16 protein-coding genes are annotated in these 17,510 nt (G+C 43.5%); 7 read left to right on the top strand and 9 right to left on the bottom strand.

The genetic code is table 11. From position 1 onward, the window contains the following. From L0P88_RS05590 to L0P88_RS05580, 3 genes are read left to right on the top strand one after another with little or no spacing between them, the layout of a single operon-like run. Window positions 1–2,346: a xanthine dehydrogenase family protein molybdopterin-binding subunit gene (locus L0P88_RS05590; protein WP_247133631.1), complete on the top strand. Its 2,346-nt coding sequence runs from the start codon at window positions 1–3 to the stop codon at window positions 2,344–2,346. 10 nt (window positions 2,347–2,356) lie between these two features. Then, entirely contained in the window at window positions 2,357–3,373 is a 1,017-nt protein-coding gene (locus L0P88_RS05585; protein WP_247133630.1) for an FAD binding domain-containing protein, read from the top strand. Between the two features lie 2 nt (window positions 3,374–3,375). Then, window positions 3,376–3,630, top strand: a complete 255-nt coding sequence (locus L0P88_RS05580) for a hypothetical protein (protein WP_247133629.1) — start codon at window positions 3,376–3,378, stop codon at window positions 3,628–3,630. Window positions 3,631–3,655: 25 nt separating this feature from the next. Here the strand turns inward: L0P88_RS05580 and L0P88_RS05575 are convergent, their stop codons facing one another. The 9 genes from L0P88_RS05575 to L0P88_RS05535 all read right to left on the bottom strand — a co-directional run bounded on the left by L0P88_RS05575 (window position 3,656) and on the right by L0P88_RS05535 (window position 12,132). Then, window positions 3,656–4,441, bottom strand: coding sequence for a hypothetical protein (locus tag L0P88_RS05575; protein ID WP_247133628.1), 786 nt, complete (start codon window positions 4,439–4,441; stop codon window positions 3,656–3,658). Window positions 4,442–4,506: 65 nt separating this feature from the next. Next, window positions 4,507–5,730, bottom strand: coding sequence for a hypothetical protein (locus L0P88_RS05570; RefSeq protein ID WP_247133626.1), 1,224 nt, complete (start codon window positions 5,728–5,730; stop codon window positions 4,507–4,509). Window positions 5,731–5,836: 106 nt separating this feature from the next. Further along, window positions 5,837–6,241 carry a c-type cytochrome gene (locus L0P88_RS05565; RefSeq protein ID WP_247133625.1) on the bottom strand — a complete coding sequence of 135 codons (405 nt, stop codon included), beginning with the start codon at window positions 6,239–6,241 and terminating at the stop codon, window positions 5,837–5,839. A 74-nt stretch (window positions 6,242–6,315) separates the two neighbouring features. Beyond that, a complete protein-coding gene (locus L0P88_RS05560) occupies window positions 6,316–7,215 on the bottom strand; it encodes a hypothetical protein (protein ID WP_247133624.1) in 900 nt (299 codons plus the stop codon). Beyond that, window positions 7,212–8,555, bottom strand: coding sequence for an NrfD/PsrC family molybdoenzyme membrane anchor subunit (nrfD, locus tag L0P88_RS05555; RefSeq protein ID WP_247133623.1), 1,344 nt, complete (start codon window positions 8,553–8,555; stop codon window positions 7,212–7,214). The genes L0P88_RS05560 and nrfD overlap by 4 nt, the downstream gene beginning before the upstream one ends. 9 nt (window positions 8,556–8,564) lie before the next feature. After that, window positions 8,565–9,548: a 4Fe-4S dicluster domain-containing protein gene (locus L0P88_RS05550; protein WP_158776789.1), complete on the bottom strand. Its 984-nt coding sequence runs from the start codon at window positions 9,546–9,548 to the stop codon at window positions 8,565–8,567. Between the two features lie 52 nt (window positions 9,549–9,600). Beyond that, the gene (locus L0P88_RS05545) at window positions 9,601–10,449 is read right to left on the bottom strand and encodes a DUF5777 family beta-barrel protein (protein WP_247133622.1); all 849 of its coding nucleotides are present in this window, start codon (window positions 10,447–10,449) and stop codon (window positions 9,601–9,603) included. 14 nt (window positions 10,450–10,463) lie between these two features. Then, complete coding sequence (locus L0P88_RS05540) at window positions 10,464–10,850, bottom strand: hypothetical protein (RefSeq protein WP_247133621.1); 387 nt, start codon at window positions 10,848–10,850, stop codon at window positions 10,464–10,466. Window positions 10,851–10,998: 148 nt separating this feature from the next. Continuing rightward, a complete protein-coding gene (locus tag L0P88_RS05535) occupies window positions 10,999–12,132 on the bottom strand; it encodes a hypothetical protein (RefSeq protein WP_247133620.1) in 1,134 nt (377 codons plus the stop codon). Window positions 12,133–12,459: 327 nt separating this feature from the next. Here L0P88_RS05535 and L0P88_RS05530 point away from each other — a divergent pair, with 327 nt between their 5' ends. The 4 genes from L0P88_RS05530 (at window position 12,460) to L0P88_RS05515 (ending at window position 17,398) form a co-directional block, all read left to right on the top strand. Beyond that, the gene (locus tag L0P88_RS05530; RefSeq protein WP_247133619.1) at window positions 12,460–13,710 is read left to right on the top strand and encodes a hypothetical protein; all 1,251 of its coding nucleotides are present in this window, start codon (window positions 12,460–12,462) and stop codon (window positions 13,708–13,710) included. Between the two features lie 399 nt (window positions 13,711–14,109). Next, window positions 14,110–15,162 (top strand): AraC family transcriptional regulator, encoded by a 1,053-nt coding sequence (locus L0P88_RS05525; protein WP_247133618.1) that lies wholly within the window; start codon window positions 14,110–14,112, stop codon window positions 15,160–15,162. 61 nt (window positions 15,163–15,223) lie between these two features. Next, on the top strand, window positions 15,224–16,735 hold the full coding sequence (locus tag L0P88_RS05520) for a S41 family peptidase (RefSeq protein ID WP_247133617.1): 1,512 nt from the start codon (window positions 15,224–15,226) through the stop codon (window positions 16,733–16,735). 345 nt (window positions 16,736–17,080) lie between these two features. Then, the gene (locus L0P88_RS05515; protein ID WP_247133616.1) at window positions 17,081–17,398 is read left to right on the top strand and encodes a hypothetical protein; all 318 of its coding nucleotides are present in this window, start codon (window positions 17,081–17,083) and stop codon (window positions 17,396–17,398) included. Window positions 17,399–17,510 lie beyond the last annotated feature (112 nt).

Raw genomic sequence — 17,510 nt, 5'->3', positions numbered from 1 at the left:
ATGGATACTAGAAAAGAAAAATTCCCATACGGTATTCCAGGACATAATTTGGGCGAAATAGAGCGGGAAATACCTATTGAAGAACCGCCGGTATGGCCTGTCAATGACGAATTGAAGGTGATTGGGAAAAGGGTCAAAAGAATTGATGCCCTGGAAAAAGTGACCGGTAAGGCAATTTATACCTCGGACATCAAATTACCAGGTATGCTCTACGCCAAGATGTTGCGTTCAAATGTGCCGCATGCCACCATTTCATCGATAGATGTATCCAAAGCACGTACCCTGCCGGGCGTACATGCCATCCACCTTATAGAAAATACCCCAAAGGAAGGCCAGGAAAGTGGCACCAATACGTATCCGATGGTGAAATACGTTGGCCAACCGCTGGGAGGTGTCGCCGCTGAAAGCCTGGAAATAGCGAAAGAGGCCGTTTCATTGATCAAAGTCAACTATGAGAAAAAACCTTTTGTCATAGATATGGAATCCGCTATGGAAATCAATGCCCCCATTGTATTTGATGCGCCCATTACCCAACAGCAGGATGGTGGCGATGTTGGTGAAACGCATGATGGCAGCAAAGGGGAAGGTAATGTTAGGGGACCATCCACCAGTAGTTTTTTTGGTGGACCCAGAGGGAACCTTGAAGAAGGTTTCAATGAGGCGGATGTTATAGTGGAAAGAACGTATCGCACACAGGTACATACACATATGCCTTTGGAGACCCATGGGGTTGTGGTAGATTGGGGTGCCGATGTTATGACGGTCTATGCCTCCACTCAAAATACGGCCGCGGTCAGGAATGAAATGGCAAGCGTTTTTAATTTGCCCAAAAGTAAGGTACGGGTCATCTGTGAATTTATGGGTGGTGGATTTGGTGCCAAGCACAGTGCAGGAAGTTTTGGGCCTATGGCTGCAAATCTGGCCAAAAAAACGAGTCGGCCCGTTTGGTTGATGCTGGATAGAAAAGAAGAACATCTGGCGGAGGGCAATCGTCCCAATTCCATACAATACCTAAAAATAGGGGCCAAAAAAGACGGTACCTTAACAGGAATCCAACAGCGTTCCCACGGAACGGCGGGAGTGGGGCTTGGAGCTGGGGTAGGCCGTATTGCCCAAATCCTTTACCCTTGCCCAAATTTTGCGACCGAACAATATGACGTTTTGACCAATGCAGGGCCTGGAGCGGCTTGGAGGGCACCGGGTAATGTGCAAGGTGCTTTTGGATTGGAACAGGCTATTGATGAAATGGCCGAAAAACTGAATTTAGACCCTTTACGTTATAGAGATCGTATTGACACCAGTGAAGTAAGAAAGGTAGAACGCCAGAGGGGAGCCGAACTTTTTGGGTGGTCCCGTCGTCAGCCCCCGGGAAGCAGCAAAGGTGTGGTGAAGAAGGGACTTGGAGTAGGTCAATCTACATGGCCACGCTTTGTGACCTTGGATTCTTCCGTCGAAATCAAAATTCATAAAGGCGGAGGTGTAGAGGTAAGGTCAAGTGTCCAGGACATAGGAACAGGAACAAAAACCATTCTTGCCCAAGTGGTTGCAGAAGAGTTGGGCCTACAGGTAAAAGATATTAAGGTGAATATTGGGGATACGTTTTTCCCGGTAGGACCAGGTTCCGGTGGAAGTGTGGTCACGGGTTCCATTACCCCGCCCACGCGTAACGCAGCTTTTGAAGCTAAAATGGCCTTATTAAAACTTGTGGCCAAAAAATGGGAAACGGATTCATCGGAATTGTATGTCGAGAATGGTCAAGTAGGCCATAAAACGAATACGGACTTAAAAATGTCGTTTAAAGAAGCGACTAAGTTGATGGGTACCAGTCAAATCAGCAAAATTGCCAGCCGGACGAATGATTATGGTGGTTTTCAGCAACCTTGGGGTCTGGCTTACGGTGATTTGGGATCGGTACAATTTGCGGAAGTCAGTGTTAACACGGAAACAGGATTCGTAAAAGTAGATCGTATTGTGGCGGCGCACAGTTGTGGCAGACCACTTAATATCGGTCAATTGGAAAGTCAGATCAATGGTGGTGTTATCCAAGGGGTATCCTATGCACTTTATGAAAATAGGGTTATGGATAACGGCACGGGCCATATGATGAATGCCAATATAGATCAGTATAAGGTGCCCTTTTCCATGGAAATTCCCGAGATAGAAACCATTATTGTGGAAGAGTATTCCGGGCGTTCCTCAACTGACGCCTATGGTATAGGGGAGCCTGCAAATATTGCTACGGCTGCGGCAATTGCCAATGCCGTTTACAACGCGATTGGGGTCAGGCTCTATGAAATACCCATTACACCGTCAAGTATTCTTAAAGCATTACGTAACGTCTCTTAAATACGAAACCATGAACAAATTTAGTTGGTACGAAGCAAAGTCCGTCGAAGATGCCCTACAGCAGGTCAATTCGACCTTATCTGACGAGCTCTATGAAGCTACCGATGAAGCTGCCGTGTTTAAATCCGGAGGCATTGATGTATTCGATTGGGTGAAGCAAGGCTTGTTGAAACCACAAAAAATTGTCAATATCCGGAATATTCCCGGTCTTGATAAAATCAGTTATGACCGCAAAGAAGGATTGCGTATGGGGTCTAACGTAACCTTAGGGGAAATCGCATCACATCCAGAAATCAAAACCAGGTATCTGGCACTGCATCTGGCCGTAAACCATGCCGCTACTCCCCAATTGCGCAATATGTCCACTTTGGGTGGAAATATCGCACAACGTAATCGCTGCTGGTATTTTCGTTCTGCCGATCATGATTGCTTTCGTAAGGGAGGTGATCGGTGTTTTGCCCGCCATTCAAAAACTGGGGAAAACGAAAATCACGCCATATTGGATAACGGATCCTGCGTTAGTGTCCATGCATCTTCCATAGCTACTGCCCTTATGGCCTTTAATGCCAGTGTGGTCATTGTAAATGCGGAAGGACAACAGAAAACCGTCCAAATGGATGATTTCTTTGTTTCCGCAGGCGAGGATATTGCTATGGAGAATATCCTGAAGCCAAAGGAGATTATTACCGAAATCATTCTTCCAACCCCCTCAAAGAACACCAAAAGTGCATACATTAAGCAGGTGGCACGTGAATCGTACGACTGGTCATTGGCAGATGTGGCGGTGGTTATGGAGGTTTCGGGAAATACCTGTAAATCGGCCAATATCGTTTTGGGGGCCGCAGCTCCCGTGCCCTATCGCTCCCTTGAGGCCCAGCAGGCCATGGAGAATAAGACCATTACCGATGAAAATGCCAAGGCTGCAGCAGAAGCTGCTATGGCGAAGGCACGCCCACTTTCTAAAAATGATTATAAAGTGCCCTTATTTATATCTACAATCAAGCAAACCATTATGGAAATTTCTTAGGTATGGAAAATGGCAATCCGAATAAAAAAAACATCTGTAAGTTCCTAAGGGCCAGAAATCCATATGGTATGATGGAGGGCGGGGAAAACCCATGGCTTTTATTGGATGATGCCAATACCATTTGCTGGTGCATTACTTCTTCGGGAGGGGTTGGCCCTGATAATGGCTTGGTATCTCCCATGCACTGCGTGGAAGGACGAAGTTGTTTCGCTTCCCAGGATGATAGTGCTATTGATGGGGAACCTCCAATCGTATAAGGGAGTATACAGGGGGAATCACCTGTTACTCTACCAAGGTTCCATTTTCAAGAAGCAGCTCGTAGGTGTACCCGGAACCGAAGTCCTTATTTAGTGCCACGACGGCTTGAATGGTGACTTCCGCACCTTTTGGTACCAAGGCGTTGGAGGTAACGACCAAATCAAAATCGTCTTTGCTCCCATCTTGTAAGTGTAGCCAGTTACGGCCCAAAATACCGGGATTTATCTTTACGCAGGTACCCCTTATTTCTACGGAATGCCCCTCGTATTTCCCAGGGTCTTTTGCCAGTTCGGCTATGGTAACAAGTCCCTTATGTGTAATCTCCTTATTCGTATGGGTTGGAATGTCCTCTTTCGTTGCCATAACTTTTTCCTTAACGGAATTACCTTTGGGCGTAGCTTTGGTCAAGGTTGCATGGCGCTCTTCGGATACTAAATTGGAGACCAGATATATTTCTTTGAATATCCTATTGTATTCCTTGCTTTCAAAATCCGTTTTTAACAATCCTCCCCTATAGAAATAGGTTTCCCCTTTTTTGACATCCCTTTTTTCCGCTGCAATCCAAAACTCTTCCTGACCTTCCTTCACTTTGAGGTATACATATCTTGCTGTGGGAAGCATCTCCTGTACCACCACGGCATGTAGTTTGGTCTCGGACAAAGTATCATTATGATGTCCCTGTTCCGTGGACAAATTGGAAGATTCCGCTGTTTTGGTGGTAGGTTCAATAACTTTTGGGCCACCATTGCAAGCTGTCATAACTATGGTAGCACCTAAGATCAGCGATACGTATTTGAATTTTGAAATCATGGTTTTCTTCTTTTTTGGTAAGCTCCGGTATGCCTGGCCAACCTGGTTGGATAAGCTGAACATTGTTACAAAAAGGACACCTGTTCCGCAATGACCGTATCCATTTCCTCAAAGGAGATTGACGGGTCCGTTCGCTTCTTTACTTTTCGTATGATGCGATCGGTAACCGTTTTGACAACCAACGGATCATAGTTTTCCGATCCAGCTTCAAAATAATCCATCACCTTTTGATTGACAAGAATCTTGTACTCTGCCAAAAACGCCCTTAATGGTGCCCTTTGAAGCCATTCGCTATAGGCTAAAAGTTCTTCGGCAATGATTTCACCCACCTTTCCGATTGCGGCCATCCTTTTTTCCTTGGTATCCTCCAGGTCCATGGAAATGGTCTCCAAATCATGGAGCAAAACATTTTTGTTGCGGGATAGGTCCTTATTGATATTGCACGGTACCGCCAAATCAATTAGAAGTATTGGATTCGTTGCCGCAACAGGTATTTTTTTCACTAGGTCATGGCAGTTGCTGGCCGCACCAACAATAACATCAAAACCTTGAAAATCGTTTTTTAACACCTTGTCCCAACCATATATTTTGGCACGATGTCTTTTTGCCAAAGCAATTGCTTTGGCTTCTGTACGATTACTGACGTATATGTTTTTAAAGTTGAATTTGGAATTATACTTGAACAGTTGCACCACAATGTCCCCCGCTCCTATGAAAAGTACTTTCTTTTCTTTTGCAAAAGCCTTGTCAAACGTGTGGTTTATGACTTTGAGTGCTTTATAGGCTATTGACGTGGTCCCGTCCCTAAAGAGTGTTTCATTACTGATACGTTTATGGCTTTTGAACACGGTTTGCATGGCCCTTTCCAATAGCGAACCCTGAAGGTTGAGTTCCATCGAAAAATGATAGGCCTTTTTTATCTGATGCACAATCTCCACATCGCCCAACACCGATGAGGCAAGTCCCGAAGAAACCTCCAATAGGTGCCTGACCGTTTTGTTGGTGGCATTGCCACACCTGAACAATTGTGAAGCCTTCGCGCGGTCATTTGAAATTTTGGACCTAACCAGGAAATTGCGCATTGCCATGGCCGGGGTGGTCACCGATTCAAAATATATCTCGGTACGATTACAAGTGACCAAAAGCAATAATCCCGAAATATCAGGAAAGGTTTTTAGGATACGGTCCACCAAATCTTTCTTTTCCTCTTTTGGAATATGGAAGACCTCCCGTTCTGCCACCGAAGCAGTTTTGTGCGAAATGCTGATATAACGAAGTGATTTATCCATAATACATCAATACTTTATTACAATCCAGACCTTGCCGATACCCATTCTGGGTCTTTTTGGTACTCACCCAATGCCCATCTGGGCAAAGGGATGGGTCAAATCTGCATTATTCCTCCAATAGGGTCTTCATGTAGTTGATGACCAACCACATATCTTCCTCATCGGGAATCTTTTTCTCATAATTTGGCATGTCATCCCTACCAATGTAACTCTTGTAAAAAATGACCCCATCTGATTGGGCATGAAATTCCGCTGTGGAAAAATCTCCCAAAAATCCCTCCACCTCATCGGCTTTTGGGCCATCTCCATAGCCTTCTTTGCCGTGGCAGGACTTACAGTGTTTGTTGTAAAGGGATTTTCCAATATCCAGGTCCACTGTGGGATCGGTAGGATTTGTCATGCTTAGGTACTCTTCAGGGATGTCCCACTCCTCTTGATAATCGTCATAAGCGAACGAATGGAATAGGAATGATACCAATCCGATAATTGCCAATAATCTAACTGTTTTCATTTTTGATAGTATTATTTTTTAATTCCAACTCTTTGCCAATAGGCGGACCCGCGAGTTGTTGATGGGCCATATCTTTACTTCATGGGCTCCGTTTTCAACTTTTGCCCTTCTTTTTTTATTTTGAACAGGTTGGTGATTGTATATGCGAAATTGCCCCAAATACCGACCAATAAAATGGTCAGTACTACATACATCCAAATGGGGGCCACTTCGGACCACAAACTGTTTTCATCTTCCTGATTCGAACTATTCGGAACTTTCCATTCCACCGTTTTTTTCTGGACCACATCACCATAATCATCGTGGTCTTCAATGATGGCGAATACGGTCATATTCCCGTCCACATCCCCTGGAAGGTCGCCAGGCATCTTAAATTCATACGTTCCGTCCTCAATGGTGCCTTCATCCATAACCATTCTGGAGAGCATTCCCTGTACGGAAACAATCACATCGGCTTCTTCCAATGGGATTTCAACCCCCAGGCTATCCAAAGTATGTGCATTGACCTGAACGGTCTGCACACTGTCCTTTTCTGCCAATTCCACTGATAGCTGAACATCTTTTGTGCTAATTTCCCGCTCTTGCCTTTTCATTTCGTCGGTACCCGCAAAAACAGCCTTTAAGGTAAACTTACCTTCTTTGTCCGTCAAATACGACTGATCCTTTGGTAGTATGATATGGGCAATACCTTCTTTGGAGGTTTTGGCCGTACCCAGCGCTACCTTTTCTTCTTCCAACACATTAAAAAAGCTTATCTCGGCACCATATACGGGCAGCCTGTCCTTTCTATCTTTCTTGTTTGCCGCTATAAAGCTGGCTTCCAACATTCGCGACTGATCGGGTTGTTTTATGGTTTTAAAACGGAACCGAATCCGGTAATCACGCAGATTGATTTCCTGTGCCATGGTGTTCGGTGCCACAAACAGACCGAATAGCAAAAAGGATATGATATATGTGGATAAATTGAACTTCATGGCTGCTGTTGTTGAGTTAATCCATCACGTCTTACCTTTCCTTTCTTTTCATAATCGATGATTCCGGACATGGGAATAATGGGCACCAATCGCATCAAAAGCATAAAGAACAGGACAAATGCCGCAACCCCTGCGAAACTTAAGGCCCATTCTACCCAAGTTGCGGAGTAATGGACAAATTCAGACCGGGTATCTTGTATGGGTAAATAGGGTGTTTCCTGAGTGGGTACCACGATCAAATAGCGATTGAACCACAATCCTACTACAGCGATGACCGCTGCAAAAGTGATGGTCTTTATGGTTCTGAGTTTTTTAAAGAACACAATTGCAATAGGGACCAATATGCCAATATAATTGGCAAGGATGAACATCCAGAAGTAGTCGTTGAACAACGTTTCCAACAGATTGGCATCGTGTGTTTTATGGCTGAACCATCGCGCAAAATACTCACTGAAGGTAAAGTAACCGTACAGTAATGCGGTAATCAGTAAGATTACTCCCGCACTCAAAAAATGGGCTTTTCGGATATAATGTTCAAGCTTAAAGTATTTACGGATCAAATACATGGCAATGATAACGACCCCTACACCGGAATAAAGGCCGGCCACAATGAAATACGGGGCAAAGATGGTACTGTTCCAACCAGGTTGTAGCGTTAGGCTAAATATCCATGCCAAGACCGAATAGGTAACAATGGCCAGGGCAATGACCATGGCGGACATGATCTTGGTAATTTTGTGCAGCCTTCTTCGTTGTGCAGGGGTATCCTGGTATCCAATGGCCAATGAGGTATAAAGCTTTTTTCTCCATTTTGGCAAGCCTTCACTATTGTCCCTGAGGATAGCAAAATCTGGAATAAAGGTGAGGTATAGATAAAGAAGGCACCCTATTAGATCCGTAGTAATGGCTATGACGTCCCAGGTAATGGGGGACTGGATCCTTGGGTATAGGAACAGATAGTGTAGCCTATCCAATCTGGCCATACACAAAATAATAAATATGGGTCCAACGATCAGGGATACTACGGTAATGATTTCCACTATCCTGGAGACGGCATTTTTCCATGGGGTATTGAAAAAATGCAAAACCCCGGAAGCAAATGCCCCTGAATAACTGAGACATAGGAAAAAAATGAAGTTAATGGTATAAATGCCCCAGACCACATTATCCCGCATACCGGTAACCACTTGTCCCTTGGTCAACTGTACCACAAGTGCCACTAGCCCATATAGAATGAATACCACTAAAATGGCCATCCATATTTTGGACCATTTGCTTGGTTTTAGCAGCATTGGCGAGAACTCCTTTACCAATTCCTTTTTTCGTATGGCGATGTCCATATTTTTACGTTAAATCTTTCCTTTTTCTTTCATATCCTGCACATAGGGCACGTCCTTGTAGCGCTCAATAATCTCCTCGTCCACATCAAATCCACGTTCCAATGGAAACTGTCTATCAACTGGGGGCAGATAGTATACATTGGGCTTGGTACCTAGATGTTCCAGGTAGCGGTATCCGCCCCGATCGTTGATCAATTCAGAGAACCGTACGGTCTCTTCCCCATTGGTGACCATATCCTCATTTTTGTCCCCAAAATAAATGACACCCATTGGGCAGGAGCTTACGCAATGCGGCAATTTCCCCTGCCGGATCATGTCTGGACAAAAATCACACTTCATCACGGTGCCCACTTCCCCGGGAACACTGGTTTCAGGAGAATAGGGCAAATCCGTGTTGTCAAACTTCGGTTTGTGGCTCCAATGGAACTGGCGAACGGAATAGGGGCAACTGGTGACGCAAAACTTACACCCAATACAACGCTCATTATCAATCAGTACAATACCGTCGTCCCGCTTAAACGTAGCTCCAGTGGGACATACGGTGACACAAGGGGGTTCATCACAATGGTAGCAAGGTTTTGGAAACCAGTAGGGATCGGCTTCCTCATGATCTTGAAGCAAAAGTATCTTCATGTACTCCTCATTGTAGTCCAGATGATGTGCTTTCTGGCAACTCTCCACACAGGTCCGTGCATTTTTGCATTTGGACAGGTCAATCACCATTACAAACTTGCGACCGGGGATGCCCTTTCTGGATTCCTCGGGGGTAATATGCGCTTCGGGATAGTTGTTGATGCTCTCTGCGTCCACTTCCACCATCTTTCCATCCGGGGTGAGCACCCTTATCTTCTCACCAGATGCTTTTAGCTCTTCCTCAGATGTCAAATTGGCCAGCAGACTGGCCCCTGCCACGGTGGTTGCCCCAGATAGTAACCCCATTTTCAGGAATTTGCGTCTATTGGTACCGTTTTGAGTTGTCTTGTCGTCTTTCATAAATTGACCCTTTTGAGGAGACCCTTACTTAAGTGTTATCCATTGACCAGGATTAAAAATTATAGTTTCTCGTAATATTGAATCCAAACAGAATGTCCCCACCCCAGAAATCGTTCGTGTTTTTCATGTAGTTCTGTTGCGGCACAATTCCATTGGCGTTCGATATAAACAGGGTAAAGGCATGCGCAGAAGTGGCGATTTCAAAACCAAAACTAAATGTAGGTTCCGAACGAAGATCTTCTCTCCAACTGCTGGTAAAAGGTTGGCTGTAATCCCACATAATTGAAGTCTGATCACTTATTTTGTAGCGCCCGCCAAATGAGGCGGCAAAAAGGTCGTTCTTCATTCCATCCTGTACCAGGTTAAAATGCGAGAGGCTGGAGGTCAATTGCATGGATAGTTTTGAGTTGAACCTACGTGCGATAATGATTTGATTGAAATAAGAGTACCTGTGTTGATCCACAATGAAGTTTTCCCTTCTTCTGGCATCAATGGTAAAATTCCCATAGTAGGAAACGCTTACCGGTATCCTGTCCGATCGGGTTTGGTTCAGGAGACCTAACTTCCAATTAAAGTCCTGGAGACGATCGAATTTTGTGGTTCCAAAACCAAGGGTTACACGATCATGTACCGCATAGGTAATTCCCATACGGATGTTGGAGGGCCCCCAAAATCCCAACATATCGTTTGTGCCGCCGTTTATGAGGCCAAATCTATGGGACATTTGTACCTCCAGCGTATTTTTTCGAAAGAGTACATTGCTGGGATTATCAATAATAAAGGAGCTTTCAAATGCTGGGCGTGCCGGTTTGTCCTCAATGGAGTCCTTTGCTTTTTTTTGGGAAAAAAGACCTAGGTGGAACAATAATAGGGCAAAACATAGTATTCTAGAACTTTTCATAGTCGATTGTCTTATTAGTTATTCTCAGCACCACGGTCAATCCAACCTTTTATCAGGGCAATTTCTTCTACAGTAAGGGAAAATCCAGCTCCCACGGGGTGGTTGTTTCCAGGTAATGCATTAAAGAAAGCACTGTTTTCCGCGTCCCCGGGAACTAGGGTTCCTATAATGGCATCATAGGAATTCCCCTCCGTTAAATCGGGATTGGCAACCGTACCGTTATGACAAGTAGTACAGTCCCTACCTTCCAACATGAACAAGGGTTGAATATCGTCCCTAAAAGAAATGGGCACATCTACAGGAATGTCCGGAATCTCTTCTTCTATCTCCTGATCGTAGTAACAGGAAAAGCACAATAACCCAAGACCGCCTACTAAGAGTGTTTTAAGTTGTTTTTTCATTGTATTCGTATAAAATCATCGTACTCCAATATGTCAGGGAAAGAAACCCCAATCCTCCGCTGGTTACCTATTATGGGCAATCCATGTATGTCAAGGCACGTCACAATGCGCATGGATTCCATCCCCTTGGAATGGGAATCCCCGTGTTTTATGGACTCTGTAGGGCTTCAATGGAATTCGTCAGCAATGCCCTGGAATACGCGGGATTGTGTGTCCCGTTACTTTGATCTTCCAAAAGGGTCATATAATTCCATGCGGCTTGAGCCTCTGCCGTGGTGAAAATACCTTCATTGGATCGGTCTGTATCGCCCGGGTTTGGAAAGTCATCTACTATAAGACCAACAACAGGTACTCCCGTTCCTACAGGATTACCATCCATATCAAAAACAGGGTTGCCTTCTGTGTCTTCGGCATATTCCTCACCTACAACTTCACCTAACAACTGTTTTAGGACGGCCATATCTTCCGTAAATCCGGCCAGTTCTGAAGGTATGCCATTGGTGTGGCAAGCCACACAAGAGGCTTCAGTAACGTTCCAAGAGTGGAGGCCTTCATTGATATCGGTAGATTCCCCCATATGGCAACTGACGCAGGAAGCTCCGGTTCTATGTACCGCAGAAGCCACTCCGGGATATCCTACGGAGCCTGCTATATTGGCGCCCATGATACCTTCCAACATAGTGGATTGTGGCCCATGGTGGGGTCCAAAACGAGTAGTGGCGACAACATATCTACCCGTTCCATCCTCAGCGGGGATTACATAACTGTTCCTGGGTTGGTGGCAAACGGTGCAGTTGTTGCTGGTACCCCCAAAATCAATAACTGTGTTTGGATCCAGTTCCAGGGCAACAGGTTCTATGCTCCTTAAAGCATAATCAATTCCATCGTTTTCAAAGTCGAAGGTGTCGTGGCTGTCATGACAGGTAGCACAGGTAATGGGTGAATTGTTGGACAAACTGCTCGGATCCACCTCGCCAAAGGCCAAAAAGTCCAAATGGCCCAGTGTAGAGTGGCATGCCGCACAATCCTCCCTCGCGCCCGCAAAGGTGTAAACAAAGCCGGCTCCATGTGAGGACACGGCAAAGGAACCTTCTACAATTTCACTGGTAGCGTTGGAATGGCAAGTGACGCAGGAGGCAATTCCATCAACCCCGTCAGCTCCGTCAATTCCATCGATTCCATCGACTCCCGGTGGTCCGGGAATGGGGTCACTGGTGCATTGAACAAATAGTAGACTCGATGCAACCACTATCAGCAAACGAATAAGCATTAAATTTTTCATATGATTGATAGTTTTACTATTAAATAAGGTTGTTAAAATATTGGTTATGTTAGGAAAACATTAAAAATTGCGTGTAAAAATATATAGGTAACGCATGATGAAATATGATATTTATCATTAAAGCCCCCTAAAAATGAGAAATCCGCAAAAAAAGGGCTAATTAAGAATGATTCTAAAAAAAAGAAGGAAATCCATTGAAGAATGTTAAAAGACCAAACCCAATGTTTTGGATGTTAACCCAAAAGGTTTTAAGGTTAAATCATGCTTTGTTCCAATACCTATTTCTAGGGCATCATGCCTTATTTGATTAAGTGAACAAGGAAAATTGTGGCCTGGACAATCACTTTTCACGGTGTAATCTACCAACTTCCCATCCGTTCAACGAAGAAGTTTTTCTTGAATTTTGATATCAATTTACGGGCATGTCGGTTAAGTGTGTCCACGTTAAAACGAATATGGGCCAATCAGCTCCAACGATTGCCACATACATCCACTCTTGACGCTTTGTCCCAGGTTGCTTTTAGTAAAGATTGGCAGAGACTCAAAGCCAACCGACTACTTAAAAGTCATACGGAATTTAAAGTTTCCACTAAAAAGAATACCTGGTCAAGAAGCCGTTTCAAGAAAATTGTGGTATTGGTGGTTTTTGGTCTTCCGTTGCTATTGATTTTCTCCGGAACGGACAGAAGATTTAAAAAGAGTAGGGAGGAGGTTATGGATGTAAACTTGTCCTATAAGAAGTCAGTAGCGAATACATTGCCCAATACTGTGATTTTTAACTATGATATTGAAGAATTAGATGCCAAGCGGTTCTTTTTGCAACAAAGTTGGGACAGATCGCGTCGCGTTGAAATCTTTCAAGGGACCTCCGAGCGGACGGATGTCTATTATATTCCTGGATATTTTACGGCTAAGTTGGTTGCGGATGATAGGGTCGTACAAGAAACTCCGGTACATATTACCTATGATGACTGGTTCATTGCTGCCCGTCAGCCCATGTCGAACATCATCACTTTTGACAAAGAACTATGGGCTAAAGAAGAGTATTTGGCCCTTGATGAAAAACCGCTCGAAACCAAGGGAGTGAATTTGAATGAAAAATTCCAGTTGGCCTTTTATCATGTTAAGGATTTTGGTTTGGAGGGAGACAATTTGACCTATAGCACTTCATTTAAAATGGAGCCACTGGAGGCAGTGGATTGCCCAATGATCAACGTCCATATCCAGGGTACTACAGGATATTATTGGGTGATGTTGGGACATAGGGGCTGTGAAAGCGAACTTCACCTTACGGTTGGGGAAAAGAAACATAATGGGAAGACCCAAGATCTGACCATGTTCGGTGCCGATATGTACCAATGGAACGAGGTGAAGATTGACACCAATCATAAAAATGTGGTTTTGGAATTGAATGGGAAACACATTTTTTCAACCTCCTACAAAGAAACTATTGGGCCGGTTATGGAAATCAGTTATTTTTTTAATGGGATTGGGATGATAGATAATGTTGAACTTCAAAACCAAAATCATGAAATGGTTTTTAGTGATGATTTTACTTCGATAGCTGCGCCGGAATAAAACATCGGCAAGCATTTTTTACAAAATTAAGGGAAGGATTGCCAACCAAAAAGTACGGCAGATATTCAAATAAGCGGGTTAAGGGTCAAAATCGGAAAGGGATTTTTAAATACTGCTATACCTCGGTGGAAATTGGTGGACATTCCCAACCAAAGGCATATGTGTTCTCTTTGGCCCTCATTTTCAAGATTGATTATATTATCCTAGATTTTTTAACTGAAAAACCTTTTTTATTTCCACACGCATTTTTAACATCATAAAGGGGATAATCTGTAATTTGTACTGTCTTACCATATTATAGGCGGTGTGCTGACCAATTTTCTAAATACCATCATTCTGCTTGGTGCTGTCCAGGGCTTCATTTTTAGTTTCACGTTGTTCTTTGGTCCCAAAAAAGAAATGGCTGAAAAGCTTTTGGCCACTATGCTTCTCCTGATGTCATTGGCTTCATTGAATATCTACTTGACCGAAACGGTCCCATACTGGCAAATGGGGCTTGTTCTAAGCCTAGTTCCTACAATTCTCATTATGGCGGTTGGGCCGCTCCTTTATTTTTACATCCGTTTTTTGCTGCAACGTACATCCCATTGGAAACCAAATTATTGGTTTCATTTCTTACCTGTGGTAGTAGATTTGGTTCCAATAATTGCAGGCTGGGTATTGACCATCGGTTTTTTATTGGATTCGTTCAGTAGGGATTATCTTTTGGAATGGGGCAATAACATCGATTTATACAATTCTTACTCGGACATACCCAGATGGCTTTCCATCACCGTTTATTTGCTATTGGCCAAACGGTTTTTTTCGAAGCTGATTTCCAGTCCAAATAAACCTAAACCCCATTCCAAGTGGGTCAAGGCGTTTTTGAATTCCTTCCTTATTTTTCAATTGATATGGTTGATTTTTTTGGTGCCCTACGTAGTTCCCACTACCCGGTTCATAATGATGGACAGCTTAGGCTACTATCCCATTTATGTCCCATTATCGATATTTATTTATGTGCTTGGTATAAAAGGATTTCTGCATTCGCGACAATCCATCAAAGAAAGTAAAACTCAGAGCATTCGACTTACCGAACAAGAATCCAAAAAGCTCATAAAGGTTATCCAAAGCGCTATGACCGAGGATAAACTTTATCTTGAACCCAACCTTGAACTGCATCGATTGGTAAAGCATGTCGGTTCAGATCAGCGAACGGTTTCCCATGTGCTCAACCATTATTTCCATATGAGTTTCAACACTTTTGTTAACCATTATCGTGTAGAAGAGGTAAAACAACAGATGGTCGTTCCAGAAAAAAAGCATTTAAAACTCTCCGGCATAGCTTTTGAATGTGGTTTTAATTCCCAGTCCACCTTTCAACGCGCTTTTAAACAATCTACCGGCCTTTCTCCAAAGGCATATCTTTCCAAACGGGCAGAATTATTACAAAAAAACCACGCCCAATACTAGAATTGGGCAGATTGGTATTTCTTTTCCATCTTCCTTTGGGGTATAATCAATATCTGAAATAATGAAATTCCATATCATGGCCTTTGTAGGGTTCTTATCCCTACAACTAAATGCCCAATCCGATCCCAAAACGGTTTTTGATCAAAAATTTCCTTCCCATATGGTACAGGAAGACCTTAGGATGTTAAAAGCAGGATTGGAAAAAATCCATCCCGGACTTTATCGGTATACTACGAAGAAGACCTTGGATTCCTTGTTTACGAAAGTTCAAAGCCTATCAAATTTCCCCATGACCTACAGAGCGTTTTATAGGGAAATATGTAACCTGGTTGCCCTGATCAAATGTCAACATACGATAGCAACACCTGATTCTGAATTGCTTGGAAAGATTATGGACAAGGGAAGGTTTTTTCCCTTAAAAATCTTCTGGGAGTTTGACCCCGCAAAGGCTTACGTCGTATCTGATTTTTCGTCCATGGCAGATTTAAGTCCGGGAACACAAATAGTGAGCATCAACGGTAAATCCATAGCAGATATCTATGACAAACTTATTCCTTACTTCCCATCGGACGGAGAGATACGGTCCAATAAGCACAGCAGGTTACAGACTGGTATGGAGTTTCAGTTTTGGTACTACCTTTTAATGGATAGTGCAGAACACTTTACGGTAGAACTCAAAGGAAAGGATGGAGGAACATTCGCCAAAATCCTCAAGGCCGTAACACAGGAAGAATGGAAAGGAAACTACAAGAAGTACACCTCCCATGAAAACCCGGAAATCCGAAAATACCTGGATCATTATGGGGCAAAGGAACGGGCAATGAGGGAAAATCCGATTCGTTACGAATTTTTGTCCGATGATATTGCCTTGCTTACGGTGGGAAATTTTTACTCCCCCAAATTCAAGGCCCTTGTCCACAAGGCATTTAAAAAAATTAAAGATAAGGGTGTGGGGAATTTAATTGTTGATGTAAGGAACAACGGCGGTGGCAATGATGATCTGGGGAGGCATCTACTGTCTTATTTAGTGGATAGGCCCACTGCGTATTTAGATTCCCTCTATACCAATGCCGGTATCGCGGACACTACATTTCTGTTTAAACATACGGATAAGAATGCAGAATGGATGAAGGTAACCCTGCCCTTTGTCGAACAAATGGAAGATGGCAGGTTCGCAACCTTGCCAACGGCCCATCAAGGGTTATTGCTCCAACAACCCAATGAGAATAGGTTTCAAGGGAATTTATATGTCTTAATGAATGGACGAAGTGCTTCCACTACAGCTGAATTCACTTCGGTTCTACATTTTAATAAAAGGGCCATTTTCATCGGAGAGGAATCCGGAGGTGCTTATCATGGAGGGCATGGTGGAGACTTTGCCCAACTTAGATTGCCAAATACGAAAATTACAGTTCAGCTCCCATTGAGCAAATATGTAATGAACAGTAAAGAGACAAAGTTCATTGGTAAAGGGACCTTACCGGATTACCCAATCCAGACTACCGTCCGAGACATACTGGAACTAAGGGATCCCCAATTGGATGTTGCCTTAAAACTACTAAAGGAAAACTAAAGGAGCAGATATCCCTCAACCAATTTATAAGGAACACAGTTTTGAAAAAGGGGGATGGGTACTTCAACACCGGGACCTCCAACAACACTTCCAAGTGCACATTGGGAATTTGCGATAAACCGTTTGGTCCTCAAGATGTACTTCCTTAATTCACAAGGAGAAACAGTACATTACCCAATAAATGGCTATGCCAAGGGTGCTGATCATAACGGACAATACGTCGATGCCAATATTGGTTTCTTATATTGCCTTGGACAGATTTTTGGAGTGCCAAACAGGAAATTGGAACGAGCAAATTGCAAATAGGAATCCAATAAGGTTGGAAAATATCCTATTTTAGCAGGCGTGAAAAACAGCATCAATATTGTAGCAGGTCTAATGGCAACTTACCTGTTGTGCCTGCCTTTGATTTTTATTTTTCATACCCATGCACACGAGCATCATACCGCGCACACAGATCATGGAAATACGGCAAGTGTCATTGTAGAGGATAACCCGGACTGTCAGCTCTGTAGCCTTTATTTTAATCAACAACTTAATGTTCAAAGTGCTTTTACCATTTCCCTGGATCGTGTTTCTTTCGATTGCTATCAAAACATAACGGATACACTTTTTTCCGTTTCCCGGGAACAGTTTCATCTTCGCGGTCCACCCCAGGTTTAATATTTCTTTTTTCATAGAGGACCAAGGCAAGAGGTATGTTGCCTTCTGTCCTTCCTTTGCGATTACGTAAAAACATCGCATAACCCCTAGTCAATAACATTTACACATTATT

The sequence above is a fragment of the Muricauda sp. SCSIO 64092 genome, from assembly GCF_023016285.1.
Classification (GTDB): domain Bacteria; phylum Bacteroidota; class Bacteroidia; order Flavobacteriales; family Flavobacteriaceae; genus Croceivirga.
The sequence above is the reverse complement of the archived record's forward strand: the minus strand, read 5'-3'. Positions and strand labels throughout refer to the sequence as shown.